This is a genomic window from Brachybacterium paraconglomeratum (genome assembly GCF_039541415.1).
GTDB classification, from domain to species: domain Bacteria; phylum Actinomycetota; class Actinomycetes; order Actinomycetales; family Dermabacteraceae; genus Brachybacterium; species Brachybacterium paraconglomeratum_A.
This window is the reverse complement of the sequence record NZ_BAABGE010000007.1, coordinates 646,893-673,349: the sequence shown is the minus strand read 5'-3', so window position 1 is coordinate 673,349 and position 26,457 is coordinate 646,893. Positions and strand designations below refer to the sequence as shown.

Annotated in this window: 26 protein-coding genes; 25 read left to right on the top strand and 1 reads right to left on the bottom strand. The window is 69.1% G+C overall.

What is annotated here, in order from left to right; all coding sequences use genetic code 11:
• Positions 1-95: 95 nt before the first annotated feature.
• The 6 genes from ABD893_RS12325 (at position 96) to ABD893_RS12300 (ending at position 5,194) form a co-directional block, all read left to right on the top strand.
• Positions 96-845 (top strand): helix-turn-helix transcriptional regulator, encoded by a 750-nt coding sequence (locus ABD893_RS12325; protein ID WP_345080452.1) that lies wholly within the window; start codon positions 96-98, stop codon positions 843-845.
• Positions 842-2,269, top strand: a complete 1,428-nt coding sequence (gene sufB / locus ABD893_RS12320) for a Fe-S cluster assembly protein SufB (RefSeq protein ID WP_345080449.1) — start codon at positions 842-844, stop codon at positions 2,267-2,269. Before ABD893_RS12325 ends, sufB begins: the two co-directional genes overlap by 4 nt.
• On the top strand, positions 2,269-3,591 hold the full coding sequence (gene sufD / locus ABD893_RS12315; RefSeq protein ID WP_345080446.1) for a Fe-S cluster assembly protein SufD: 1,323 nt from the start codon (positions 2,269-2,271) through the stop codon (positions 3,589-3,591). The genes sufB and sufD overlap by 1 nt, the downstream gene beginning before the upstream one ends.
• Positions 3,591-3,929: a non-heme iron oxygenase ferredoxin subunit gene (locus ABD893_RS12310; protein ID WP_345080443.1), complete on the top strand. Its 339-nt coding sequence runs from the start codon at positions 3,591-3,593 to the stop codon at positions 3,927-3,929. Before sufD ends, ABD893_RS12310 begins: the two co-directional genes overlap by 1 nt.
• A 74-nt stretch (positions 3,930-4,003) precedes the next feature.
• Positions 4,004-4,759 carry a Fe-S cluster assembly ATPase SufC gene (gene sufC / locus ABD893_RS12305; protein WP_345080440.1) on the top strand — a complete coding sequence of 252 codons (756 nt, stop codon included), beginning with the start codon at positions 4,004-4,006 and terminating at the stop codon, positions 4,757-4,759.
• 102 nt (positions 4,760-4,861) lie between these two features.
• Positions 4,862-5,194 (top strand): metal-sulfur cluster assembly factor, encoded by a 333-nt coding sequence (locus ABD893_RS12300; RefSeq protein ID WP_345080437.1) that lies wholly within the window; start codon positions 4,862-4,864, stop codon positions 5,192-5,194.
• 361 nt (positions 5,195-5,555) lie between these two features.
• On the opposite strand, the gene ald is transcribed toward ABD893_RS12300, so the two are convergent.
• Positions 5,556-6,671, bottom strand: a complete 1,116-nt coding sequence (gene ald / locus ABD893_RS12295; protein ID WP_345080434.1) for an alanine dehydrogenase — start codon at positions 6,669-6,671, stop codon at positions 5,556-5,558.
• A gap of 221 nt (positions 6,672-6,892) precedes the next feature.
• Between ald and ABD893_RS12290 the strand changes: the two genes are divergently transcribed.
• The 19 genes from ABD893_RS12290 to ABD893_RS12200 all read left to right on the top strand — a co-directional run bounded on the left by ABD893_RS12290 (position 6,893) and on the right by ABD893_RS12200 (position 26,369).
• On the top strand, positions 6,893-8,497 hold the full coding sequence (locus tag ABD893_RS12290) for an ABC-F family ATP-binding cassette domain-containing protein (RefSeq protein WP_345080431.1): 1,605 nt from the start codon (positions 6,893-6,895) through the stop codon (positions 8,495-8,497).
• Positions 8,498-8,606: 109 nt separating this feature from the next.
• A complete protein-coding gene (locus tag ABD893_RS12285; RefSeq protein WP_345080428.1) occupies positions 8,607-9,224 on the top strand; it encodes a winged helix-turn-helix domain-containing protein in 618 nt (205 codons plus the stop codon).
• A 74-nt stretch (positions 9,225-9,298) separates the two neighbouring features.
• A complete protein-coding gene (gene efp / locus ABD893_RS12280) occupies positions 9,299-9,859 on the top strand; it encodes an elongation factor P (protein ID WP_345080425.1) in 561 nt (186 codons plus the stop codon).
• Complete coding sequence (gene nusB, locus ABD893_RS12275) at positions 9,856-10,419, top strand: transcription antitermination factor NusB (RefSeq protein WP_345080422.1); 564 nt, start codon at positions 9,856-9,858, stop codon at positions 10,417-10,419. The genes efp and nusB overlap by 4 nt, the downstream gene beginning before the upstream one ends.
• 181 nt (positions 10,420-10,600) lie before the next feature.
• Positions 10,601-11,239, top strand: coding sequence for a bifunctional pyr operon transcriptional regulator/uracil phosphoribosyltransferase PyrR (pyrR, locus tag ABD893_RS12270; RefSeq protein WP_345080419.1), 639 nt, complete (start codon positions 10,601-10,603; stop codon positions 11,237-11,239).
• Positions 11,236-12,198 carry an aspartate carbamoyltransferase catalytic subunit gene (locus tag ABD893_RS12265; RefSeq protein ID WP_345080416.1) on the top strand — a complete coding sequence of 321 codons (963 nt, stop codon included), beginning with the start codon at positions 11,236-11,238 and terminating at the stop codon, positions 12,196-12,198. The genes pyrR and ABD893_RS12265 overlap by 4 nt, the downstream gene beginning before the upstream one ends.
• 58 nt (positions 12,199-12,256) lie before the next feature.
• The gene (locus ABD893_RS12260; RefSeq protein ID WP_425548380.1) at positions 12,257-13,591 is read left to right on the top strand and encodes a dihydroorotase; all 1,335 of its coding nucleotides are present in this window, start codon (positions 12,257-12,259) and stop codon (positions 13,589-13,591) included.
• On the top strand, positions 13,588-14,082 hold the full coding sequence (locus ABD893_RS12255; protein ID WP_345080413.1) for a PH-like domain-containing protein: 495 nt from the start codon (positions 13,588-13,590) through the stop codon (positions 14,080-14,082). Before ABD893_RS12260 ends, ABD893_RS12255 begins: the two co-directional genes overlap by 4 nt.
• Entirely contained in the window at positions 14,079-15,296 is a 1,218-nt protein-coding gene (gene carA / locus ABD893_RS12250) for a glutamine-hydrolyzing carbamoyl-phosphate synthase small subunit (protein WP_345080410.1), read from the top strand. Before ABD893_RS12255 ends, carA begins: the two co-directional genes overlap by 4 nt.
• Positions 15,296-18,649, top strand: coding sequence for a carbamoyl-phosphate synthase large subunit (carB, locus tag ABD893_RS12245; RefSeq protein WP_345080407.1), 3,354 nt, complete (start codon positions 15,296-15,298; stop codon positions 18,647-18,649). Before carA ends, carB begins: the two co-directional genes overlap by 1 nt.
• Entirely contained in the window at positions 18,646-19,509 is an 864-nt protein-coding gene (gene pyrF / locus ABD893_RS12240; protein WP_345080404.1) for an orotidine-5'-phosphate decarboxylase, read from the top strand. Before carB ends, pyrF begins: the two co-directional genes overlap by 4 nt.
• A gap of 194 nt (positions 19,510-19,703) precedes the next feature.
• Positions 19,704-20,030, top strand: coding sequence for an integration host factor, actinobacterial type (mihF, locus tag ABD893_RS12235; protein ID WP_345080401.1), 327 nt, complete (start codon positions 19,704-19,706; stop codon positions 20,028-20,030).
• The gene (gene gmk / locus ABD893_RS12230) at positions 20,027-20,626 is read left to right on the top strand and encodes a guanylate kinase (RefSeq protein WP_345080398.1); all 600 of its coding nucleotides are present in this window, start codon (positions 20,027-20,029) and stop codon (positions 20,624-20,626) included. Before mihF ends, gmk begins: the two co-directional genes overlap by 4 nt.
• 83 nt (positions 20,627-20,709) lie before the next feature.
• Positions 20,710-21,072 (top strand): DNA-directed RNA polymerase subunit omega, encoded by a 363-nt coding sequence (gene rpoZ / locus ABD893_RS12225; protein ID WP_345080395.1) that lies wholly within the window; start codon positions 20,710-20,712, stop codon positions 21,070-21,072.
• Positions 21,073-21,096: 24 nt separating this feature from the next.
• Positions 21,097-22,362: a bifunctional phosphopantothenoylcysteine decarboxylase/phosphopantothenate--cysteine ligase CoaBC gene (gene coaBC / locus ABD893_RS12220; RefSeq protein WP_345080392.1), complete on the top strand. Its 1,266-nt coding sequence runs from the start codon at positions 21,097-21,099 to the stop codon at positions 22,360-22,362.
• A 5-nt stretch (positions 22,363-22,367) separates the two neighbouring features.
• A complete protein-coding gene (metK, locus tag ABD893_RS12215; protein WP_345080389.1) occupies positions 22,368-23,576 on the top strand; it encodes a methionine adenosyltransferase in 1,209 nt (402 codons plus the stop codon).
• Positions 23,573-23,992, top strand: coding sequence for a phosphoribosyl-AMP cyclohydrolase (gene hisI / locus ABD893_RS12210; protein WP_345080386.1), 420 nt, complete (start codon positions 23,573-23,575; stop codon positions 23,990-23,992). Before metK ends, hisI begins: the two co-directional genes overlap by 4 nt.
• Positions 23,989-25,605 (top strand): anthranilate synthase component I, encoded by a 1,617-nt coding sequence (locus ABD893_RS12205; protein ID WP_345080383.1) that lies wholly within the window; start codon positions 23,989-23,991, stop codon positions 25,603-25,605. The genes hisI and ABD893_RS12205 overlap by 4 nt, the downstream gene beginning before the upstream one ends.
• Positions 25,602-26,369, top strand: coding sequence for a Trp biosynthesis-associated membrane protein (locus tag ABD893_RS12200; protein ID WP_345080380.1), 768 nt, complete (start codon positions 25,602-25,604; stop codon positions 26,367-26,369). Before ABD893_RS12205 ends, ABD893_RS12200 begins: the two co-directional genes overlap by 4 nt.
• The last annotated feature ends 88 nt before the right edge of the window (positions 26,370-26,457 follow it).

Below are 26,457 nucleotides of genomic sequence, written 5' to 3'. Positions count from 1 at the left end.
GGGAACCCTTCGTGCTGTGGCGCACAGGGGTCCGGATGTATTTGGCAACACTTATGTTGTAAAATCAAAAGGGCGATAGGCGGGAGGAGGCGATCATGACCGCACCAGGCACGACATCAGGTGTCGAGACGCACGTCACGCAGACCACGCGTGACCGTCTCGTGGACGCCATCTCCACCCATGGCCCGATCACGGCACGTCGGCTGGCCGAGCAGTTCGGCCTCACCAGCGCTGCGGTGCGCCGTCATCTGGCGGCGCTCGAGACGGAGGGGGTCATCGCGGAGCATGACCTCCCCCTCGCCCCTCGAGGTCGCGGGAGGCCGAGCAAGTCCTTCGTGCTCTCCCCTTCAGCCCATGAGGACCTGCCGGGCGGGTACGACGAGCTGGCTGTGATGGCCATGGAGGAGCTCGCCCGACTGGGCGGGAACGAGGCGGTGACGGCCCTGGCCGAACGCCGCATCGCCGATTGGGAGAGCATCCTGGCCGAGCGCGTCACCGAACGCGAGGAGGCAGGGGAGGGCATCACTGTCACCCGCAAGCTCGAGCTGCTCTCCGAGCTGCTCACGGAGCGGGGATACGCCACCACGGTGCGTCCGCTCCATGTGCCGCTGCCTGGCAGGGGAGCGCAGCCCGGGGCCGCTCCGCGTACTCTCGTCACGGCCCAGCTGTGCCACGGCCGCTGCCCAGTGCTCGACGTCGCCGCAGATCACCCCGAGCTGTGCGAAGCCGAGTCCCGCGTCATCTCCCGCATCATCGGAGCACCTGTTCAGCGTCTTGCCACGCTGGCGCAGGGGGCTCACGTCTGCACGACCCACATTCCACTCACCGAGGGAAGGACACCATGACGAGCGCACCAGAGAAGCTCTCACAGGACGAGATCATCGACTCCATAGGCCAGTACGCCTACGGATGGCATGACGAGAATCCGGATTCCGACAACGCGCGCCGCGGTCTGTCCGAGGAGGTCGTGCGCGACATCTCGGCCCGCAAGGATGAACCCGAGTGGATGCTCGAACGTCGCCTGAAGGCACTCAAGCTGTTCTACAGGAAGCCGCTGCCCACCTGGGGCCCGGATCTCTCGGGCATCGCCTTCGACCACATCAAGTACTTCGTCCGCTCCACCGAGAAGCAGGTCACCTCCTGGGAGGATCTGCCTGCGGACATCAAGGAGACCTACGACCGCCTCGGCATCCCCGAAGCTGAGAAGCAGCGTCTGGTCTCCGGCGTCGCCGCGCAGTACGAGTCCGAGGTCGTCTACCACCAGATCCGCGAGGATCTGGAGGAGCAGGGCGTCATCTTCCTGGACACGGACACCGCGCTCAAGGAGCATCCGGAGATGTTCAAGGAGTACTTCGGTACCGTCATCCCCTCGGGTGACAACAAGTTCTCCGCACTGAACACCGCGGTGTGGTCCGGCGGATCCTTCGTGTACGTCCCCAAGGGTGTCCACGTGGAGATCCCGCTGCAGGCCTACTTCCGGATCAACACCGAGAACATGGGCCAGTTCGAGCGGACGCTGATCATCGCCGACGAGGGCTCCTACGTGCACTACGTCGAGGGCTGCACCGCGCCGATCTACAAGTCGGACTCCCTGCACAGCGCCGTCGTGGAGATCATCGTGAAGAAGGACGCACGCGTCCGCTACACGACCATCCAGAACTGGTCGAACAACGTGTACAACCTGGTCACCAAGCGCACGATCGTCGAACAGGGCGGCGTGATGGAGTGGGTCGACGGCAACATCGGCTCCAAGGTCACCATGAAGTACCCGGCCGTCTGGCTGATGGGCGAGCACGCCCGCGGCGAGACGCTCTCGGTCGCCTTCGCGGGCGAGGGCCAGAACCAGGACACCGGCTCGAAGATGGTGCACATGGCACCCCACACCTCGAGCTCGATCGTCTCGAAGTCGGTCTCCCGTGGTGGTGGGCGCAGCTCCTACCGGGGACTCGTACAGGTGATGCCGGGCGCGGAGCACTCCGCCTCGACCGTGCTGTGCGATGCGCTGCTGGTGGACACCATCTCCCGTACCGATACCTATCCCTACGTCGACGTCCGTGTCGACGATGTCCAGATGGGCCACGAGGCCACCGTCTCCAAGGTCTCTGAGGAGCAGCTCTTCTACCTGATGAGCCGCGGCATGGACGAGTCCGAAGCGATGGCCATGATCGTGCGTGGGTTCATCGAGCCCATCGCCCGTGAGCTCCCCATGGAGTACGCCCTCGAACTGAACCGCTTGATCGAGCTGCAGATGGAAGGAGCAGTCGGTTGATGACGACCACTGATGTGAAGGGTGCCGAGAACGCTGGGGATCCGGCCGCGAACGAGGCCGTGGGCCACGCCGCAGGAGCCGCCCCCGTCGCCGCACAGTCCGCCCTCGACGACGTCGAGACCACCGCGGCGCCGGAGCTGGAGGAGGAGAACCTGACCCTGCCGGGGCAGGACGTCTCCGCCGCTCACGCCGCAGCGAACCGTGGCGCTCGCAAGCGCTCGTTCGAGGTCTCCGATCACGAGGTCCCCAAGAGCGATGTCGAGGAGTGGCGCTTCACCCCGCTGCGCCGTTTCGCGGCGCTGTTCCAGGACGTCGCGACCGACGACCGTGAGGGCGATCCTGCGGTCGACTACCAGATCACGGTCCCCGAAGGGGCTCCGGCGATCTCGACTCTGGCTCCCGGCGAGGCCCCCCGCGGTACCGTCCTGGTGCCCGAGGACCTGGCCGCCGCGATCGCGTCGGCCCGCAGCGAGCAGGCTCTGCACCTGGTCGCCGCGAAGAACGTCGCCTATGACACGCCGTTCCGGGTGGACATGACCGGCCGGGGCGCGGAGCGTCGCGCCAACGCGCACATCGTGCTCGAGGCGAAGGAGTCGAGCTCGGCGACCTTCGTGCTCAACCACGCCGGCGCTGCGCAGTACGCGCAGAACGTCGAGATGATCGTCGGCGACAACGCCCAGATGACCGTGATCACCCTGCACGACTGGGATGACGACGCGGTGCACCTCGCCACCCACCACGCCCGCGTGGGCCGTGACGCGAAGCTCAAGCACGTCGCCGTCACCCTGGGTGGCAGCGCAGTGCGCTTCAACTCGATCGGCGAGTATGCGGCGACCGGTGGCGAGATCGAGAAGCTCGGCCTGTACTTCTCCGATGAGAACCAGTTCTTCGAGAACCGTCTGTTCATCGACCACAGTGCGCCGAAGTGCACCTCCAACGTCGCCTACAAGGGCGCGCTGCAGGGCAAGAACGCCCGCTCGGTGTGGGTCGGCGATGTGCTGATCCGCAAGGAGGCCGAAGGCACCAATACCTACGAGCTCAACCGCAACCTGCTGCTCACCGAGGGGGCACGCGCCGACTCGGTGCCGAACCTCGAGATCGAGACCGGTGAGATCGAGGGCGCTGGCCATGCCGCTGCAACGGGTCGTTTCGACGACGAGCAGCTGTTCTACCTGCGTTCCCGCGGGATCGACGAGATCGAGGCGCGTCGTCTGGTGGTGCGCGGCTTCTTCGCCGAGATCATCCAGCAGATCGACGTTCCTGAGATCCGTGAGCGGCTCTCGGCCTCGATCGAGGGCGAACTCGCACGGAGCATGAACTGATGTCGGACGCCTTCGTCCCCGTCGCCACCTTGGCCGACCTCGCCCCTGGCGAGGCGATCGATGTCGTCGTCGGCGACATCGAGATCGCCCTGGTGCGCGCCGAGGACGGTGGCGTCCACGCCCTCGAGGACCTCTGCTCGCACGACGAGATCGCGCTGAGCGATGGCGACGTCGAGGGCTGCACCATCGAATGCTGGAAGCACGGCAGTCAGTTCGACCTGGTCACCGGTCGTCCCCTGCAGCTTCCAGCGGTCCTTCCCGTACGGGTCTTCCCCGTGCGGATCGACGAGAGCAGCGGAGAGATCCTGGTGGATCCGACCGCAGCCCCCGCCACCTGATCATTCCGGGCACCTCCATGGAGCCCTTCCGACTTCACGAATCCACCAGCATCCCTGGTCAAGGAGAACCACCTATGTCGATCCTCGAGATCAAGAACCTCCACGCCTCCGTCGAGACCCCTGAGGGCACCAAAGAGATCCTCAAGGGCGTCGACCTCACCATCAAGGCGGGCGAGACCCACGCCATCATGGGGCCCAACGGCTCCGGCAAGTCGACCCTCGCCTATGCCATCGCCGGTCACCCCAAGTACACGATCACCGAGGGCGAGGTCCTGCTCGACGGTGAGGACGTGCTCGCGATGAGCGTCGACGAGCGTGCCCGCGCGGGCCTGTTCCTCGCCATGCAGTACCCGGTCGAGGTTCCCGGCGTCACCGTCTCGAACTTCCTGCGCACCGCCAAGACCGCGATCGACGGCGAAGCCCCCGCGCTGCGCACCTGGGTCAAGGACATGAAGGGCGCGATGTCGGATCTGAAGATGGACCCCGTCTTCGCCGAGCGCAATGTCAACGAGGGCTTCTCCGGTGGCGAGAAGAAGCGCCACGAGATCCTCCAGATGCAGCTGCTCAAGCCCAGCATCGCGATCCTCGACGAGACCGACTCCGGCCTCGACGTCGATGCGCTGCGCGTGGTCTCCGAGGGCGTGAACCGCGTCAAGGAGAACTCCGAGGTGGGCATCATGCTGATCACCCACTACACGCGGATCCTGCAGTACGTGAAGCCGGACTACGTCCACGTCTTCGTGAACGGCCGGATCGCCGAGCAGGGCGGCCCGGAGCTGGCCGAGCGCCTCGAGGCAGAGGGCTACGACCGTTTCCTCGTCGGCGCCTGATGTCACCCGCCGGTCCGGCTCGGGACATGACGTCCTGGGCGGGACCGGCCCCCACCCCTTCGGGAGCAGCTGCTGCGCTCCCTATCCCCTCGGGAGGATGCGATGACCGAACAGAAGACCCCTGACGCGACGGTGAGCGATGCCGACGTCATCGAGGCGATGAAGGACGTGATCGATCCCGAGCTCGGGATCAATGTCGTCGATCTCGGCCTCGTCTACGGCGTCCACGTCGACGGCGGCAATGCCGTCATCGACATGACCCTGACCTCCGCCGCCTGCCCGCTGACGGACGTGCTCGAGGAGCAGACCTTCGCGGCGCTGGACCCCATCACAGAGACGCACCGCATCAACTGGGTGTGGATGCCGCCGTGGGGCATGGAGAAGATCACCGAGGACGGCCGCGAGCAGCTGCGCGCGATCGGTTTCAACCTCTGAGCTGAGCAGTGTGCCGCCGCTGCGCTGAACAGCCCAGCAGCGCGAAGCAGTTCAGCTCCGCGAGGTAGCTGAGCTCCGCGAGGCAGCTCAGCTCCGCGAGGCAGCTCAGCCCCGCGAGGCAGCTCAGCCCCGCGAGAACGACGTTCGGACCACCTTCCTCGACGGAAGGTGGTCCGAACGTCGTTCTCGGCCCGGCCGCCGGCCCGAGTCCGGCATCCCGAGTCCGGCAACCTGAGTTCGGCAACCCGAGTCCGGCAACCCGGGTCCGGTGGCCGGTCAAGCCGGTAACCCGGTCCCGACCGCCGGTTGAGGCCGGAAGCCTGAGTCCGGCCGGGGCCGGCTGCCAGCCTGGGTCCGACAGTCAGCCGATGATCTGCTCTGCGGTGGTGACCTCGAGCCCGTGGGCCTCACCGGTGCCCGCATGAGCGAGCTTGCCCTCGTGGGTGTGCAGGCCCTGGGCGAGCGCACCGTCGGAGCGCATGGCCTCGCGCCAGCCCGCCCCGGCGACCTTCAGGATGTAGGGGAGGGTCGCGTTGTTCAGCGCGGCCGTCGCGGTCACCGGCACCGAACCCGGCATATTGGCCACGCAGTAGTAGACGGTGTCATGGACGCGGAAGGTGGGATCGTCGTGCGTGGTGGGACGGGAGTTCTCGAAGCACCCGCCCTGATCGATCGCCACATCCACGAGCACAGAGCCCGGCTTCATCGTGGAGACCATCTCGTCGGTCACCAGCTTCGGTGCCCGCTTGCCCGGGATCAGCACCGAGCCGACCACGACGTCGGCCCGCCTGATCTCCTCGGCCAGGTCCAGGGACGTGGAGTAGCGGGTGCGGATGTCCCCGTGGTGCATCGTCGCGATCTGCCCGAGCCGGGAGACGTTCAGATCCATCACGGTCACATTGGCATGCAGACCGTTGGCCATCATCGCCGCCTGTTCGCCGACCACACCACCGCCGACGACCAGCACATTCGCCTCGCTCGTGCCGGGCACTCCACCCATCAGCACCCCGGCGCCGCCGAGTGGCGCCATCAGGTGGTACGCGCCGACCTGGGCGGCGAGCCGTCCCGCGATCGCGCTCATCGGTGCGAGCAGGGGGAGTGAGCGGTCCGGAAGCTGCACCGTCTCATAGGCGATCGAGGTGGCGCCCGAGGTCAGGAGCGCCTCGGTGAGGTCCCTGGCCGCGGCGAGATGCAGATAGGTGAAGAGGATCTGGCCCTTCCGCAGGTAGCCGTGCTCCTCCGGGAGCGGTTCCTTCACCTTGACGATCATCTCGGCCTGCGCCCAGACCTCCGCGGCGGAATCCAGGACGGTGGCCCCGGCGGCGCGATAGTCCTCATCGCTCACCCGTGAACCCACGCCGGCACCGGCCTCGACCACGACCTCGTGGCCGCGCGCCACCAGCTCATGGACACCGGGAGCGCCCAGGCCCACCCGATTCTCGTTGTTCTTGATCTCCCGGGGTACCCCGATTCGCATGGCGCGCCTCTCTGCTGCGTTCATCGGCCTCGATCCAAGCCGCTCGGGTCAGCATCTCACCAACTCGACGCCGAAAGGTGCGGTGCTGTGGAACGCGGCACCGTGAGCGCTATTCACGTGCTCTGGGCGGCGCGGCGGACCTAGACTCGTCCAGGCTCCGCGCGGGCCTGTCCGTCCGCAGCGCACCGAGCTTCCACCCCCTCGAACAGGAGCACCATCCAGTGATCACCGTGCACGACCTCGCCATTCGCGTCGGCGCCCGGCTGCTCATGAGCGACGTCTCCTTCCAGATCACCGCGGGGGACAGGGTAGGGCTGGTGGGCCGCAACGGCGCCGGCAAGACGACCCTGACCAAGGTGCTCTCCGGCACGCTGGACCCCTCGCAGGGCAGCGTCGAGGTCACCGGTGAGCTCGGCTACCTTCCTCAGGACACCCATAGCGGCGAGGACACCGAGCCGGTGCTCGCCCGCATCCTCTCCGCCCGCGGACTCGACGGGATCTTCAAGAAGCTGCGTCGCGCCGAGGAGGAGATGGGGGACATGAGCCTCACCGAGGCGCGGCGGGAGAAGGCGATGAATCGCTATCCGCGGCTCGAGGCGGAGCTGGATGCCGCCGGCGGCTATGCGGCCGAGGCCGAGGCGAAGCGGATGTCCGCGAACCTGGGCCTGCCCAATCGCCTGCTCGAGCAGGAGCTCGGCACCCTCTCCGGTGGCCAGCGCCGCCGCGTCGAGCTCGCACGCATCCTGTTCTCCCAGGCCGCCACCATGATCCTGGATGAGCCCACCAACCACCTCGATCACGACTCGATCGTCTGGCTGCGCGACTACCTCATGACCTACCGCGGCGGATTGATCATCATCAGCCACGACGTGGAGCTGGTCGAGCACGTCGTGAACAAGGTGTTCTACCTCGACGCCAACCGCGCCTCGATCGACATGTACAACATGGGCTGGAAGCTGTATCAGCGCCAGCGCGAGGACGACGAGAAGCGTCGCAAGCGCGAATGGAACAACGCCGAGAAGAAGGCCACCCAGCTCACCGCCCAGGCAGAGAAGATGCGCGCGAAGGCCACCAAGGCGGTCGCGGCGCAGAACATGCTCAAGCGCGCAGAACGCATGCTCGACGGACTCGAGGGGGAGCGCCAGCAGGACCGCGTCGCCTCCCTGAGGTTCCCCAAGCCCGCCCCCTGCGGCAAGACCCCGCTGATGGCGGAGGACCTCTCGAAGTCCTACGGCAGCCTCGAGATCTTCACCAGCGTGGACCTCGCGATCGATCGCGGATCCAAGGTCGTCATCATCGGGCTCAACGGCGCGGGCAAGACCACCCTGCTGCGGATCCTCGCAGGAGTCGACAAGCCGGACACCGGGAATCTGCTCCCCGGCCACGGTCTGCGGATCGGCTACTACGCCCAGGAGCACGAGACCCTCGACCTGGACCGCACGGTGCTCGAGAACATGATGACTGCGGCCTATGAGCTGGCCGAGGTCGAGGCGCGCAAGATCCTCGGCTCCTTCCTGTTCACCGGGGACGACGTCCACAAGCCGACCCGGGTGCTCTCCGGTGGTGAGAAGACCCGTCTCGCCCTCGCGACCCTCGTCGTCTCCAGTGCGAACGTGCTGCTGCTGGACGAGCCGACGAACAACCTCGACCCCGCCAGCCGCGAGGAGATCCTCGGGGCGCTCGCGGCCTTCGAGGGCGCCGTGGTGCTGGTCTCGCACGACCCCGGCGCGGTGGCGGCGCTGAACCCCGAGCGGGTGCTGATGATGCCCGACGCCGTCGAGGACCTGTGGAATGCGGAGTACCAGGAGCTCATCGAACTCGCCTGAGCGCGAGACGGGGCGCGGCGCCCACCTGCCAGTGATCAGCGGTAATGAGCTGTATCGTCATGAACGCCTGATATCTGCCGTCCCTGGCAACTGTCGTCGAGGAGTCGCCGTGTTCGTCCTGTCCCTCTCCGGCCGTCGCGGCCACGGCCGCGATGAGGCCGATCCGATCCCGGCTCTGCTCACTGCGCTGGAGGGGCTGGATCTGTCGCTCGCACCGGAGCGCACGATGGGACCCGATGCCCTGGTCCTCGCCGGTCGCGCCGAGGTCGCCCTCGAGGTGCTGCTGCGGGCGGCGGAGATCGGTCCGCTCGCGGCAGGCCTGGGGATCGGCGCGGTGACCCGCCCGCTGCCCGGCTCCGTGCGTGAGATCTCCGGACCCGCCGTCGTCGCGGCGACCGCTGCGCTGCAGGCGGCCGCGACGACCTCGCAGGTTCCTGTGGCGGTGCGCGCCGCCGATGAGCGGCATCGCGACACCGCCGCGGACGCCGAGGCTGTGCTGCGTCTGGTGGTGTGGATGATCCGCACGCGCAACCGCCGTCAGCGCGAGACCGTCGGTGAGCTGCGTGAGGATCCCGGCGCCACGCAGGCACAGCTCGCCGAGCGCCTCGGGGTGACCCAGCAGACGGTCTCCCGGGCGGTGAAGACCAGCGGCTGGCGCGAGGAGAGCGCCGCGCATCCGCTGGCGACGCGGCTGCTGAGCATGATCGACCTCACGTCGGCTCGCTGAGCGCCCTCTGCGCCTCTGTGTACGCGTGCCTGCGCGCTATCCTTGGCACGCCCAGACCACTATCGAGGAGACTCATGGCGACGACGAACGATCTGAAGAACGGAATGGTCCTGGTGCTGGACCAGCAGCTCTGGAGCGTGGTCGAGTTCCAGCACGTCAAGCCCGGCAAGGGCCCGGCCTTCGTGCGCACCAAGCTGAAGAACGTCATGTCCGGCAAGGGCGTGGACAAGACCTTCAACGCCGGCCTCAAGGTCGAGACCGCCACGGTCGACCGCCGGGACATGCAGTACTCCTACCTTGATGGCGACATGTACGTCTTCATGGACACCAGCAGCTGGGAGCAGACCAGCCTCACCGCGGAGACCGTCGGCTCGGCCAAGGACTTCATGATCGAGGAACAGGACGTGGTGATCGCCTTCCATGAGGGTGAGGCGCTGTTCGTCGAGCTGCCCGCTTCCGTGGTGCTCGAGATCCAGTTCACCGAGCCGGGCCTCCAGGGAGACCGCTCCAGCGGTGGCACCAAGCCCGCCACGCTCGTGACCGGCCTCGAGATCCAGGTCCCGCTGTTCCTCAACGAGGGCGACAAGGTCAAGGTCGATACTCGCAGCGGCGACTACCTCGAGCGCGTCAAGTGACCTCAGGCTCTGCGCAGGACGATTCTCCCGCAGCGGAGGAGACCGGGGCCCCGGCGATCCGCCGGGTGCCCGGCCTGCCCCATCCCACCCGGGAGGGCGCCGAAGTCACCTTCGAGCGCACCGTCCCCGCCCCTGCCGATCGGCTCCACAGCCGGTCGCGGGACCGGATCCGGGCGATCGACGTGCTCTTCGAGGCCGATGCGAAGCAGCGTGAGGTGCTGGGCGTGCTGGAGGAGAGGCTCCGCCGCACGGCGGCGCAGACTCCGCTGCCGCAGCGGTCCCGTGAGCTCGTCGAGCTCTATGCACCGAATGCGGTGGATATCGACGAGGACCTCGCCACCCACTCCCGGGACTGGCCCCTGCATCGGATGCCTGCGGTGGACCGCGCGATCCTGCGCCTGGGCAGTGCCGAACTGCTCTACGGCGAGGACGACACCGGACGAGGAGCGATCATCGGCGAGTACACGAAGATCGCCGAGGTGCTCTCCACCGACGACTCGCCCCGCTTCGTCAACGGCCTCCTGCAGCGGCTGGTCGAGGTGCGCGGCCTGCTCGCGTGAGCTGTCGGCGGCGCGACCCTGCGGGGTCTCCGCCGCCACCCTCCGCCACCACCCCTGTGACGAGTCCGAAGGGCGGGCAACCGGGCGTCGCCCGCAGCCTGCCCTCTAGACTCGACACTGCTCGCTTGAGCGACTGACCCTTTAACGACACGTCCTGAGAGACGTCGAAGGGAGACGAACGATGAACGATGATTCCCCCACGGGCCCACGGCCCGTCACGAAGGATCCGGTGCCTGCCGCGGACAGTTCCCGCGTGCTGGGCCCCGAAGAGATCCGGCGGGCGCTCACCCGCATCGCCCACGAGATCCTCGAGAGCGGCCATGGCGCTGAGGACCTGGTCCTGCTCGGCATCCCCCATCGAGGAGTGCCGCTGGCCCGGCGCCTGGCGGAGCAGATCGCTCGCGCGGAGGGTCGCCCCGACGGGGATGACCTCACAGAGCTGTATGGCTCGCTGGACATCACCATGTACCGCGATGACCTGCGGAACAATCCCACCCGCGCGCCGAGTCCGACCCGGATCCCACGCTCGGGCATCGACGGCCGCACCGTGGTCCTGGTCGATGACGTGCTGTACTCCGGACGCACGATCCGTGCCGCCCTCGATGCGCTCGGTGCGGTCGGACGGCCGGCCGCAGTACGGCTGGCGGTGCTGGTGGACCGGGGCCATCGGGAGCTCCCGATCCGGGCGGACCATGTCGGCAAGAACCTTCCCACCGCGCGCAGCGAGCGGGTGCATGTCCAGCTCGTCGAGACCGATGGGGCGGATGCCGTCGACATCGTGCGCCCGGCCGGCACCCACTCTCAGGAGGTGCGGGAATGAAGCACTTCATCTCCATCGCCGATCTCTCCCGGGATGAGGCGCTCGCGGTGCTCGCCACGGCCGAGCACATGGCGCAGACCCAGTCCCGCTCGATCCGGAAGCTGCCCACGCTGGTGGGCACCACCGTGGTCAACCTCTTCTTCGAGGACTCCACCCGTACCCGGATCAGCTTCGAGGCCGCCGCCAAGCGGCTCTCGGCCGATGTCATCAACTTCTCGGCCAAGGGCTCCAGCCTCTCCAAGGGCGAATCGCTGAAGGACACCGCACTCACCTTGCAGGCGATGGGCGCTGACGCAGTGGTCGTCCGCTCCGGATCCTCCGGCGCCGCGCACCTGCTCGCCCACGCCGGTTGGATCGAGCAGCCGATCATCAATGCCGGTGACGGCGCGCACGAGCATCCCACCCAGGCGATGCTCGACGTCTTCACGATGCGCAGGCATCTGCGCCCCGGGGACCTCACCGCGGACCTCGCCGGGATCCACGTCGTCATCGTCGGCGACATCCTGCACTCGCGGGTGGCCCGGTCCAACGTGCTGCTGCTGACCCTGCTGGGCGCCCGGGTCACGCTGGTCGCCCCGCCCGCACTGGTCCCGGTCGGGGCCTCCTCCTGGCCCTGCGAGATCAGCTACGACCTCGACCAGGCGCTCGCGAGCGGCCCGGATGCGGTGATGATGCTGCGAGTGCAGAGCGAACGGATGGTCGGCGGCGGGTTCTTCCCGACGGTGGGGGAGTACTCCCGCCGCTATGGGCTCTCCACCGCTCGAGCCGCGGCCCTGCCAGAGCACACCATCGTGCTGCACCCCGGCCCGATGAACCGAGGACTCGAGATCGCCGGTGCGGTCGCGGATTCCCCTCGCAGCGTCATCGTCGAACAGGTCGCCAGCGGCGTCTTCGTCCGAATGGCCGTCCTCTTCCACCTGCTCGCCACCGACGCCCGGGAGGCGCCCCGTGACCACTGAGAACGCCACCACCGCAGAGACGCCCACCCCCGAGGCCACCACCGCCGAGGCCGCCACCATCGGGCCCACCGCAGGTGCGGTCGGCAGTGCAGGCTCACCTGCACCGCTCCTGATCCGAGGCGGCCGTCCGTACGGCGAAGACATCCAGGACGTGCTCCTGGTCGCCGGACGCATCGAGGCGATCGGCACCGCTCTCGATGCCCCCGAGGGCACCGAGATCATCGACGCCGACGGCTGCATCGTGCTGCCCGGGCTCGTCGACCTCCACACCCACCTGCGCGAGCCCGGCGGTGAGGAGGCCGAGACCGTCGAGTCCGGCACCCGCGCCGCGGCCCGCGGCGGGTTCACCGCTGTGCACGCCATGGCCAACACCACGCCGGTCGCCGACACCGCCGGCGTCGTGGAGCAGGTCGCCCGGCGAGGCGACACGGCTGGATGGTGCTCCGTGCGCCCCGTGGGTGCGGTCACCGTGGGCCTGGCGGGACAGCGACTCGCAGAGCTCGACGCGATGGCGAACTCGCGGGCGAAGGTCCGGGTGTTCAGCGACGACGGCAAGTGCGTGCACGACCCTGTGCTGATGCGCCGAGCCCTGGAGTACGTGAAATCCTTCGATGGCGTCATCGCCCAGCACGCCCAGGATCCCCGCCTGACCGAGGGCGCCCAGATGCATGAGGGTGCGGTCTCTGCGGAGCTGGGCCTGACCGGCTGGCCTGCCGTCGCCGAGGAATCGATCATCGCCCGCGACGTGCTGCTCGCACAGCACGTGGGCTCCCGGTTGCATGTGTGCCACCTGTCCACCGCTGGCAGCGTCGACATCATCCGCTGGGCCAAGCAGCGCGGCATCGAGGTGACCGCCGAGGTCACGCCACACCATCTGCTGCTGACGGACGAGAATGTGCGCCAGTTCGATGCGGTGTTCAAGGTCAATCCTCCGCTGCGCACCGCCGCTGATGTCGAGGCAGTCCGCGCCGGCCTCGCCGACGGCACCATCGATATCGTGGCCACCGATCACGCCCCGCACCCGCGCGATGCCAAGGACCGCGAGTGGGACCAGGCCGCGATGGGAATGACTGGCCTGGAGACGGCACTCGCGCTGGTGCAGCTGACGATGGTCGACGAAGGCCGCCTCAGCTGGCGCGACGTCGCACGGGTGATGTCCGAGACGCCTGCGCAGATCGGCCGTGACGAGGACCAGGGGCAGGCCCTGGCTCCCGGCGCGCCGGCGCACGTCCTGGTCTGGGACCCACGGCCGGTCCGCGTCGCAGATCCTGCCCAGCACGCCTCGCTGAGCCGGAACTCTCCCTTCGCCGGGCTCGAGCTGCCCGGCCTGAACCGGCTGACCGTGCTCGCGGGACGCCCGACCGTGCGCGACGGCGAGGTGGTGGAGCGATGAGCGGCCAGCTCATCCCGGTCCTGCTGCTCGCTGTGCTGTTCGCGCTGATCCTGTGCGCGATGGTCTGGGGATGGCGCCGACGGGGACGGTCCCAGCAGCATCTCCCCGCTCCCGAGGACGCCCCCCTCGAGCAGCTCGGGGAAGCGGTGGCCCACGGCCCGGTCGATGCCGTCTACGTCGACACCGTGCTCGCGGAGCAGCCGCTCGAACGGGTCGTCGCCCACGGACTCGGACAGCGCGCGAAGGCGTCGGTCACCCTCGGCGACCAGGGATCCTGGCGGCTGGAGCGCGAAGGCATCGGCAGCATCACCATCCCCGGCAGCGCCGTCACCGAGCTCACCTCGGGCCCCGGCATGGCCGGGAAGTTCATCGGCGGCGACGGCCTCCTGATCATCCGCTGGCGCCTCGGCGACCAGCTCCTCGACACCGGTCTTCGCCTCGCACGGCGTGCTGACCACGACCTCCTGCTCTCCCGGAAGGAGAACGCATGAACTCCCCTGCGTCCCCAGAATCCACCGACCCCACCAGGGCCCCCCGTCACCGCCTGCGCACCGACAAGGCGCTGCTGGTCCTCGAGGATGGCACCGTCCTGCGCGGCTCCGCCTACGGGGCACGGGGCTCACGCCTCGGCGAGGTCGTCTTCACCACCGGCATGACCGGCTACCAGGAGACCCTCTCGGATCCCTCGTACGCCGGGCAGATCGTCGTGCAGACCGCCCCGCATATCGGCAACACCGGCGCCAACGCCCAGGACATGGAGTCGCGGAAGGTGTGGGTGCGCGGCTATGCCGTGCGCGACGCCAGCCGCATCGCCTCCTCGTACCGCTCTGAGCAGACCCTGGACGAGCTGCTGATCAGCAGCGACATCGTGGGCATCAGCGACATCGATACCCGCATGCTCACCCGCCGGCTGCGGGACCATGGCTCTCTGCGCGGGGGCATCTTCTCCGGGGACGCCCTGGCGAGCTCCGAGGAGGAGCTGCTCACGCAGGTCCGCGAGCAGCCCACGATGACCGGCGCGAGCTTCATCGAGGAGGTGACCATCGCCCAGCCCGTGACCCTCGAACCCGAGGGCGAGGTGGTCGCGACCATCGCCGCCCTCGACCTCGGCATCAAGAGCGCCGCCCCGCGCAGCATGCTCCAGCGCGGGCTGCGAGTGCACCTGCTGCCGGCCTCGACCTCGCTCGAGGACCTGCTGGCGCTGAAACCGGATGCGGTGTTCTTCTCCAACGGCCCGGGCGACCCCGCCGCGGCGACCGCACCGATCGAGCTGCTGCGCGGGGTCCTCGACGCCGGGCTGCCCTTCTTCGGCATCTGCTTCGGCAACCAGCTGCTGGGCAGGGCCCTCGGCTTCGACACCTACAAGCTGAAGTTCGGCCACCGCGGCATCAACCAGCCCGTGCAGGACCGGGAGACCGGTGAGGTGGCGATCACCGCCCACAACCACGGCTTCGCCGTGGACCTCCCGATCGAGGGCGAGCACATCGCGCCCTACGACGACGGCCGTTACGGCCGCGTGGTGGTCTCCCACGTCGGCCTCAACGACCAGGTGGTCGAGGGCCTCCGCTGCCTCGACCGGCCCGCGTTCTCGGTCCAGTACCACCCCGAGGCGGCCGGCGGCCCGCACGACGCCTCGCCCCTCTTCGATCGTTTGGCAGAGCTCGCCGTCGCGCACCGCGCCGGCTCTGCATCCAAGGAGTCCTGATGCCCCGTCGTACAGATATCTCATCCATCCTGGTGATCGGCTCCGGCCCGATCGTGATCGGCCAGGCCGCGGAGTTCGACTACTCCGGCACCCAGGCCTGCCGAGTGCTGCGCGAGGAGGGCCTGCGGGTCATCCTGGTCAACTCCAACCCGGCCACGATCATGACCGACCCGGACATCGCCGATGCCACCTACATCGAGCCGATCGACCCGCAGATCATCCGCACCATCATCGAGAAGGAGCGGCCCGACGCGCTCCTGCCCACCCTCGGCGGCCAGACCGCGCTGAACGCCGCGATCGCGCTCGCGGAGAACGGGACCCTGGAGGAGTTCGGCGTCGAGATGATCGGTGCCAACCTCGAGGCGATCAACAAGGCGGAGGACCGCCAGCTGTTCAAGGAGGTCGTCGATCGAGTCGGAGGCGAATCCGCCCGCTCGATGATCTGCCACTCGGTCGATGATCTGCTGGCCGGCGCCGAGGAGCTGGGCTACCCGATGGTGGTGCGCCCCAGCTTCACCATGGGCGGGCTCGGCTCGGGCATGGCCTACAACGAGCAGGACCTGCGCCGCATCGGCGGGGACGGCCTGCACTACTCACCGACCTCCGAAGTGCTGCTCGAGGAATCGATCCTGGGCTGGAAGGAGTTCGAGCTCGAGCTGATGCGCGACAGCGCCGACAACTGCGTCGTGATCTGCTCGATCGAGAACGTCGACCCGGTCGGCGTGCACACCGGCGATTCGGTGACCGTGGCCCCGGCTCTCACCCTGACCGACGTCGAGATGCAGACCCTGCGCGACCTCGGCATCGCGATCATCCGCGAGGTGGGCGTCGACACCGGGGGCTGCAACGTCCAGTTCGCCACCCATCCCGAGACCGGCCGCGTGATCGTCATCGAGATGAACCCGCGCGTCTCCCGTTCCTCGGCACTGGCCTCGAAGGCCACCGGCTTCCCGATCGCGAAGATCGCTGCCCGGGTCGCGATCGGCTACACCCTCGATGAGATCCGCAATGACATCACCGGCACCACCCCGGCGAGCTTCGAGCCGGCGCTGGACTATGTGGTCGTCAAGGTGCCCCGCTTCGCCTTCGAGAAGTTCCCCGCGGCGGATCCGACTCTGACCACGACCATGAAGAGCGTCGGCGAGGCGATGGCCCTCGGCCGTAACTTCACCGAGGCGCTCGGCAAGGCGCAGCGCTCGATCGACGTCAAGGGGGCCTCGCTCTCCTATGCGGGGAACCCGCCGACGGCCGCCGAGGTCACCGAGCTGATCGAGGCCTCACGCACCCCCACGGCGGAACGGCTGGTCGACATCGGCCGGATCCTGTGGTCCGCCGCCGAAGGGATCCTCGATCCCGCAGAGACCCTCGACCGACTGATCGAGGCCACCGCCATCGACCGCTGGTTCCTCGACCAGATGCTGATCGTCGCCGAGATCGCCGCGGAGATCCGCAGCGCGGAGGTGCTGGATGCCGAGCTGCTCTCCCTGGCCAAGCGCCACGGCCTCTCCGACGACCAGATCGGCGCGCTCACCGGCCGCAGCGGCGACGTGGTCAAGGGCGTGCGCGAGGCGCTGGGCATCAACCCTGTCTTCAAGACGGTGGACACCTGCGCCGCGGAGTTCGCCTCCGCCACCCCCTACCACTACTCCACCTACGACCAGGAGACCGAGGTCGAGCCCCGCGAACGACCCGCGGTGCTGATCCTCGGCTCCGGCCCGAACCGGATCGGTCAGGGCATCGAGTTCGACTACTCCTGCGTGCACGCCGCGATGGCGCTGGGGAACCCGGAGCTGCCCGGCGGCGGCTTCGAGACGGTCATGATCAACTGCAACCCCGAGACGGTCTCGACCGACTACGACATCGCCGACCGTCTCTACTTCGAACCGCTCACCTTCGAGGACGTGGTCGAGGTGTACGAGGCGGAGAAGGCTGCCGGCCCCGTCGCCGGCGTCATCGTGCAGCTCGGCGGCCAGACCCCGCTCTCGCTCGCCCGCCGGCTCGAGGCCGAGGGGCTGCCGATCATCGGCACCAGCCCATCGGCGATCGACAACGCCGAGGACCGTGGCCATTTCGGCGCGGTGCTCGCCGAGGCGAACCTGCCAGCCCCTCCCTATGGGACCGCCTGGGGACTCAGCGACGCGACCGAGGTCGCCGCGAAGGTGGGCTACCCGGTGCTGGTGCGTCCGAGCTATGTGCTCGGCGGGCGCGGCATGGAGATCGTGTTCGATGAGGCGGGTCTCGTGGATTACGTGGCCCGCAACCTTCCCGACGGCGGCCGCGCCGAGGCCCCGATCCTCATCGACAGCTTCCTGGACACGGCGATCGAGATCGACGTCGATGCCCTCTACGACGGCACCGACCTCTACATCGGCGGCGTGATGGAGCACATCGAGGAGGCCGGGATCCACTCCGGGGACTCCGCCTGCACCCTCCCGCCGATCACCCTCAGCGACGCGGTACTGGAGCGGATCCGCACTTCCACCCTCGCGATCGCCGAGGGCGTGGGCGTGCGCGGACTGCTCAACATCCAGTACGCGCTCTCCCACGGGGTGCTCTACGTGCTCGAGGCCAACCCGCGCGCCTCCCGCACGGTGCCCTTCGTCGCCAAGGCCACGGGAGTGCCGCTCGCACAGGCCGCTGCACTGCTGATGGCCGGCACCTCGATCGCGGACCTGCGCCGCGGGGGAGTGCTCCCGCTCGAGGGCGACGGCATGGATCTGCCCGACGACTCTCCCATCGCGGTGAAGGAGGCGGTGCTCCCGTTCAAGCGCTTCCGCACCCGTGAGGGCAAGGCGGTGGACTCTGTGCTGGGGCCGGAGATGCGCTCCACCGGAGAGGTGATGGGGCTGGATTCGACCTTCCCCCTCGCCTTCGCGAAGTCCCAGCTGGCGATCTCCGGCCAGGGCCTGCCCACGGCAGGCATCGCCTTCGTCTCGGTCGCAGACCGGGACAAGCGCTCCCTCGCGCTCCCCGTGGCACGCCTCGCGGCGCTCGGATTCGAGATCCTCACCACGGCGGGCACCGGCAGGGTGCTGCGCCGCTACGGCATCCCCTGCCGGGTGCTGCGCAAGGCGTCCGAGGCCGGCGACGAGGCGAGCGTGATCGAGCTGATCGAGGAGGGCACCGTGGATCTGGTGATGAACACCCCCTCCGGTTCCAACGCCCGGGTGGACGGCTACGCCATCCGCGCCGCCGCGACCAGCATGGACGTGCCGATGATCACCACGCTCCAGGAGTTCCAGGCCGCAGTGCAGGCGATCGAGGCACGACCGGTCGAGCCCTTCGAGGTGACGAGCCTGCAGGCCCACACGGCCCGGCTCATCGACGCCCGGGCCGCACGGGTCGGCGCATGACAGAGCAGGGGAGGAGCTTCGGCTCCAGACTGCAGCAGGCTGTCGCCGAGCACGGACGGCTGGTCGCCGGTATCGACCCCCACGCGTCCTTGCTGGACGCGTGGGGGCTGCCGGACACCCCCGAGGGCCTGCGGGAGTTCTCCCGCGTCACGCTGGACGCGGTGGCTGGACGGGTCGCCGCGATCAAGCCTCAGTCCGCCTTCTTCGAGCGCCACGGCTCCGCCGGGGTCGCGGTCCTCGAGGAACTGCTGCAGGCGGCCCGTGAGGCCGGGGTGCTGAGCATCCTGGACGTCAAGCGCGGCGACATCGGCTCGACCATGGGCGCCTACGCCGATGCTCATCTGCGTCCGGGGGCTCCGCTCGAGGCTGATGCGATCACCGTCAGCCCCTTTCTGGGCACCGGGTCCCTCGACCCCGCGGCGCAGCTCGCCATCGCGCACGGCAAAGGGCTCTTCCTGCTCGCGCTGACGTCGAATCCGGACGGACCCCAGGTCCAGCACGCTCTCACCGTTGCAGACACGCCGGTGGCGCGCGAGATCGCGCGACACGCCGAGGCGGTCGGAGCCGCAGATCCGGGGGAGTGGTCGAGCGTCGGCCTGGTCGTGGGCGCCACTGTCGGTGACAGCTACCGTCGGCTCGGCCTGGATCGTGTCGCACCGTCGGTCCCGCTGCTCGCGCCGGGCTTCGGAGCACAGGGGGCGGGCCCTGCGCAGATGCGCGAAGTTTTTGGTGACAATGCAGGTCACGTGCTGGTTACGCTCTCGCGAGGACTCCTGGGGGCAGGTCCCGACGCGGACTCCCTGAGCCGTCGGGCAGAGCAGCTGCGCGCTGAATACGACGTTCCTTCCGACGCCTCCTGACGAGGGGTCCGGGCAGGGTCCGCAGCTCCCGCCCGGACTTCCTCGGAAGTGCCCGAGAAGGGGCCGATCTGCACCGGACCAGCGACGAAGCGTGTCAAAAGTGCGCTCGGCCACCAATATGGGGTTACGCTCTTCCCACATCGAGGTCCTCCCGGATCTCCTCGTCACCAGCAAGAGAACAAGAGGTAAGAACAGTGGCTCTCCCTCCCCTCACCCCTGAGCAGCGGGCCGACGCCCTGAAGAAGGCGGCCGAGGCTCGTCGCGAGCGCGCCGCCATCAAGGCTCGGCTCAAGGACAGCGCCGGACACCGCGGCGAGGAGATCAAGAAGGTCCTCAAGGAGGCCGAGACCAACGAGGTCGTCGGTCGTCTGCGTGTCTCCGCCCTGCTGGAGGCCCTCCCGGGTGTCGGCAAGGTCAAGGCCCAGCAGATCATGGAGGAGATCGGCATCTCCCCCTCCCGCAAGATCCGCGGCCTCGGCTCCCATCAGGCTGAGAAGCTCGTCGCACACTTCTCCGAGTGATCGACCACTCCACCGGGGCCGGCGCCGTGAAGGCGTCGGCCCCGGTGACCGTGCTGGCCGGTCCCACCGCTGTCGGCAAGGGCACCGTCTCCGCAGCGATCCGTGCGCGCTACCCGCAGATCTGGCTGTCCGTCTCCGCCACCACCCGGGCTCCGCGCCCCGGTGAGGTCGACGGCGTGCACTATCGCTTCGTGAGCGAGGAGGACTTCTCCTCGCTGATCGAGCAGGGCCAGATGCTCGAATGGGCCGTGGTCCACGGCCGCAACAAGTACGGCACCCCGCGGGGGCCCGTCGAGAAGAAGGTGTCCGAAGGGCGCCCGGTGCTGCTCGAGATCGATCTGGCCGGTGCACGCCAGATCCGCGCGTCCATGCCCGAGGCCCGCTTCGTGTTCCTCGCCCCACCGGACTGGGACACGCTCGTGGATCGCCTGGTCGGCCGGGGCACGGAAGATGCCGAAGAGCGCGAGCGCCGTCTGGCGACGGCGCGCGTCGAGCTCGCCGCGGAGGACGAGTTCGACATCACGATCGTCAACGACACCGTGGATCGGGCGGCCGACGAGCTCGCCGGACTGCTCGGCGTGCGCGACCTCACCTGACCCCGCACCCTCCCCGACTCGTCTTCCCGCCCGCGAGGGCGTATCCTGAAGCGTCGCACCCAGAAACTCATGAAGGGACATCCGTGGCCGGAACAGTCGCTCAGCCCGAAGGCATCACGAACCCCCCGATCGACCGTCTCCTCGAGACCGTCGACTCCAAGTACGCCCTGGTGCTCTACGCCTCCCAGCGCGCCCGCCAGATCAACGCGTACTACTCGCAGCTCTCCGAAGGGCTGCTCGAGTTCGTCGGTCCGCTGGTGGATGTCGACAACCAGGAGAAGTCCCTCTCGATCGCACTGCGTGAGATCGATGAAGGCCTGCTGACCGTCCGCGAGATCGACGAGGAGGAGTACGCCGCGCAGAACGAGCCGGATCCGAACGCTCCGGCCCCGCTGATGCTCGGCGACGACGCTCCTGAGGTCCCGTCCTCCGGCTTGACCCTCTGACTCGGCCATCGCCGGGTTGAACCGATGACCATCCTGCCGCGCCCCCTCGCCGGGGCCCGCGTCCTGATCGGAGTCGGCGGCGGCATCGCCGCATACAAGACCGCGCACCTGGTGCGCGGTCTTGTCGGTGAAGGGGCCGACGTCCGCGTCATCCCCACCGCCGCCTCGCTCGAATTCATCGGGGCGGCGACCTGGGAGGCGCTCAGCCACCATCCGGTCCTCACCTCCGTCTTCGAGGACGTCGACGAGGTGGCGCATGTGCGCTTCGGCCAGGAGGCCGATCTGGTGGTGATCGCCCCCGCCACCGCTGACCTGCTCGCGCGAATGCGGATCGGTCGCGCCGATGATCTCCTCACCGCCTCGCTGCTGGTGACGCGCGCTCCCGTCGTGGTGGCGCCCGCGATGCACACCGAGATGTGGGAGCACCCCTCGACCCGGGACAACGTGGCGGTCCTGCGCGAGCGCGGCATCACCGTGCTCGAGCCGGCCGTCGGTCGCCTCACCGGCCCAGATTCTGGGCCCGGACGACTCCCCGAGCCGGCAGCGATCCTGGAGGCCGCGCGAGTAGCGATCACCGCTCCGCGCGATCCTCACGGTGCCGTGCGCCGCGATCTCGACGGCCGTGAGCTGCTGATCACCGCCGGCGGCACCCGCGAGGACCTCGATCCGGTGCGCTTCCTCGCCAACCACTCCTCAGGCAAGCAGGGCTGGGCACTAGCCCATGCGGCCCTCGTCCGTGGAGCCCGGGTGCGTCTTGCCGCCGCGAACGTCGACCTCGACACCCCTCCGGGCGCCGAACGCTATGACATCGGCAGCGCCGCTGAGCTCGCGAGCATGGTCGCGGAGCATCGTGGCGAGGTGGATGCGCTGGTGATGGCTGCAGCAGTGGCCGATTTCACCGCCGCCGCACGGGCGGAGGCGAAGATCAAGAAGGACGACGGCGACGAGGACTCCGTGCCGGCCATCGCCCTGCGCCGCACCGAGGACATCCTGCGTCACAGTGTGCTCGATCGCGCAGACGCCGCACGACCCACGATCGTGGGCTTTGCGGCGGAGACCGGCGGCGATGGCTCCACAGCACTCGACCTGGCGCGCGCCAAGGCACGCCGCAAGGGCGCCGACCTGCTGGTCTTCAACGACATCAGCACCGGGGTGTTCGGCGCGGCCGACAACTCCGTGCGCATCCTCGACCGTGACGGTGAGGAGATCGCCCGCGCCGAGGGCAGCAAGACCGCCGTCGCCCACGCGGTGCTCGACGAACTCGTCGCCGCCTTCCCGGAAGTACCCTGAACCTCATGACCTCCAGCGAGCTGCGCACCTTCACGTCCGAATCGGTCACCGAAGGGCACCCCGACAAGATCTGCGACCAGATCTCCGACGCGATCCTCGATGATCTGCTGGCCCAGGACCGCGATGCGCGCGTCGCGGTGGAGACGCTGGTCACCACCGGTCTCGTCCACGTCGCCGGCGAGGTCCGCACCACCGGATACAGCGACGTCGCGACGATCGTGCGCGATGTGATCCGGGAGATCGGCTACGACTCCTCCGAGAAGGGCTTCGACGCCGATTCCTGCGGTGTGCAGGTCTCGATCGGTGCGCAGTCACCGGACATCGCCCAGGGCGTCGACAACTCCTTCGAGACTCGCGGTGACGCCACGGCGGAGGCCTTCGCCAAGCTCGGAGCCGGTGACCAGGGCCTGATGTTCGGCTACGCCTGCCGGGACACCCCCGAGCTGATGCCGCTGCCGATCCATGCCGCGCACCGGCTCACCCGCAACCTCTCGACCGCACGCCGCGACGGGGTGCTGCCGTACCTCCGCCCCGATGGGAAGACCCAGGTCTCGATCGGCTACGACGAGGACGGCGTGGCCCGCAGCGTCGAGGCGATCGTGGTCTCCACGCAGCACAGCGAGGAGGTCGATCTGGTCAGCCAGCTCGCGCCGGCCATCTCCAAGGTCGTCATCGCCCCGGTGCTCGAGGATCTCGAGGCACTGGGCCTGGACACCTCGGATGTCACCACCCACATCAACCCCTCCGGGCGCTTCGTGCTCGGCGGGCCCAAGGGAGATGCAGGACTGACCGGCCGCAAGATCATCGTGGACACCTACGGCGGGATGGCCCGCCACGGCGGCGGCGCCTTCTCCGGCAAGGACCCCTCGAAGGTCGACCGCTCCGGCGCCTATGCCATGCGCTGGATCGCGAAGAACATCGTCGCCGCCGGCCTCGCAGACCGCTGCGAGGTGCAGATCGCCTACGCGATCGGGGTCGCCGAGCCGGTGGGCCTGTACGTCGAGACCTTCGGCACCGGTCACGTGCCCTCGCATCAGATCGCCGCCGCGGTGCGGAAGGTCTTCGACCTGCGCCCCGCCGCCCTGATCGACGCCCTGGACCTGCTGCGACCGATCTACGCTCTGACCTCGGTGCACGGCCACTTCGGCCGCGAGCTGCCGGAGTTCACCTGGGAGCGCAAGGATCGCGCCGAGGAGCTGGAGCGCGCACTGTGAGCACCGCCGATAGCGCCCTGCCCGGTTCCGCTGGCTCCCTGCCCGTCTCCGGTCTGGACCCTGAGCTCTCCTCCCGCCTCAAGCGGGATGCCGACGGGCTGCTCACCGCGGTGGTGCAGGACGCCACCGATCAGCGGGTGCTGATGGTGGGCTGGATGGATGACGAGGCGCTGCACCGCACCCTCAGCACGGGTCGTGTCACCTACTGGTCCCGCTCCCGGGGCGAGTACTGGCGCAAGGGCGACACCAGCGGCCACGTCCAGTGGGTCCGCTCCGTCGCCATCGACTGCGACGCCGACACCCTGCTGATCCGCGTGGACCAGGTCGGCGCGGCCTGCCACCGCGGCACCGACACCTGCTTCGACGGCGGCGCACTCGAAGCCGTCGTCCTCGACCCCACGGAGCGCTCTGCATGACTGACCATCCCGTTCCCGGCCCCAGCGTCGACGGCACCGCTGAGCCCACCCGCGCTGCGGCCTATCCGGAGCAGGTCGGCGGCCGGGAGGGGGACGCGCTCGGCGCGATCACCCCGGACCGAGAGACCTTCCGCGAGCTCGCCGCCCGCCAGCGGGTGGTGCCGCTCAGCGTCCGCCTGCTGGCCGACGAGGACACCCCCGTCTCGCTCTACCGCCGGCTCACCGCCGACGGCGAGACCCGCGGCACCTTCCTGCTCGAGTCCGCCGGGGAGGGGGAAGCGTCGCGCTATTCGATCATCGGCACCCGGGCCCGCGCCGTCCTCACCGAGCGTGACGGCGAGGCGCACTGGCGCGGAGACGTCCCGGCCGGAGTGCCCACCTCAGGCAGCCCGGTCGAGGCGCTGCGCGCCGTCACCAGCGCCTTCCACGCCGCACGCCAGCCGCACCTGCCCCCGTTCTCCGGTGGCCTGGTCGGTTTCATCGCCTACGACGCAGTGCGCCATTGGGAGAAGCTGGAGGCGTCCCCGCCGGATGAGATCGGCCTGCCGGACCTCTCGATGCTGCTAGCCCAGGACGTGGTGGTCCACGACGCCCACGATTCGACCGTGGTGCTGGTCGCCAACGCTCTGAACCTCAATGCCACGGCTGATGGAGTCGACGCCGCCTACGACGACGCGCTGGCGCGGCTCTCGACGATGCGCGAGCGGCTGCGGACCCCGGTGAGCACCGGGCCGATCGTCTATGACGCGGTGCGCGAGCTCGAACCCAAAGCCCGCACCTCCCAGCTCGAGTACGAACAGGCCGTCCGCGAGGCGGTCCGGGACATCATCGACGGCGAGATCTTCCAGGTGGTGCCCTCGCAGCGGTTCTCGCTGCCGGTCTCCGCGGATCCGCTGGACGTATACCGCGTGCTGCGGAGGATGAACCCCAGCCCGTATATGTACCTGCTGCGAACGGTCGACGCCGAAGGCGAACCGATCGATGTGGTCGGGGCGAGTCCCGAATCGCTGGTCACGGTGCGCGGCACCACCGCCACCACCCATCCGATCGCCGGGTCACGGCCGCGAGGTGAGACCCCGGAAGAGGACGAGCGCCTCGGCAGCGAGCTGCTCGCCGACCCGAAGGAGCGCTCCGAGCACCTGATGCTGGTCGATCTCGCCCGCAACGACCTGCAGAAGTTCTGCGCCCCGGGCACCGTGGTGGTGCGCGACTTCATGCACATCCAGCGCTTCTCCCATATCCAGCACATCGTCTCCACCGTCTCCGGCCACCTGCGCGAAGGCGCACTCGCCTATGACGCGCTGCGCGCCACCTTCCCGGCCGGAACCCTCTCCGGCGCGCCGAAGCCCTCGGCGATGCGGATCATCGACCGGCTGGAGCCCGTGCGACGCGGGGTCTACGGAGGCACCGTCGGCTATATCGACTTCGCCGGCGACATGGATATGGCGATCGCGATCCGCACTGCAGTGATCAAGGACGGGACCGCACACGTCCAGGCCGGCGGGGGAGTGGTCGCAGACTCCGACGCCACCATGGAGCACCGCGAGACCCAGTCCAAGGCGGCCGCCGCACTGCGCGCCGCCGCCGCCGCCGAGACCCTCCGCCCGGCATGAGCGAGGATTCCTCCACCCTGCCCGCGGCCCGCAGCGAGCGAGCTGCCCGCCCGGAGCGCACAGCACGTCTCAGCCGCCGCACCACCGTGCTCGCCGCGACGGCAGCCTCTGCGCTGCTGGCCGGGGCGACCCGCACCACCTGGATCCACGCCACCGCACCGGATCTGACCGGCACCGTCCAGCAGGTCGAGGTGATGGGAGCAGAGGCGGCCCCGGCTGTGCTGGCTCTCGCCCTGGCGGCGATCGCCGCGTCGCTAGCCACCTCGCTCTCCTCCGCCTGGCTGCGGTTCCTGACCGGACCGGTGCTGATCGTGACCGGGGTGGGGGCGGCCTTCGCCGCCTTCTCCGCAGCGCAGTCACCGCAGGACGCCGCCGGCTCTGCGGTGGCCTCCACCACCGGTGTGCTCGGAGCTGCAGTGCAGGCCGAGGCGACCGCCTGGCCGCTGCTGACCCTGATCCCGGCCCTCACTGTCGCGGCGATCGGGGTGCTCGTGCTGGTGATCGGCCGGTCCTGGCCGACCGGCAGCCGCTATCGCAGCGCAGCTCTCGCCGCGCCGGTGCGCCGCGGTGATCCCGCAGAGGACCCGGCGGCCGCTTGGGATGCCCTCACCCGCGGTGAGGATCCGAGCCTCCACAGCAGCGAGCCGGAGAGCGAGGCCGCACCGGACACGGAGGCCGCGCCGCACAGCACAGGCGGGCCGGACGGTGCGGAAGCGCACGGCGCCGGCACCCCTGCCCCGGAGGGACCCTCGACCGTCGGGTGATGCTCCTCACCGGGCCCGCGAGGACCTCGCGCCACGCCGCGGACCGAGCACCAGAGCCACCGGATGACGTGGCACAATGGCCTCGACC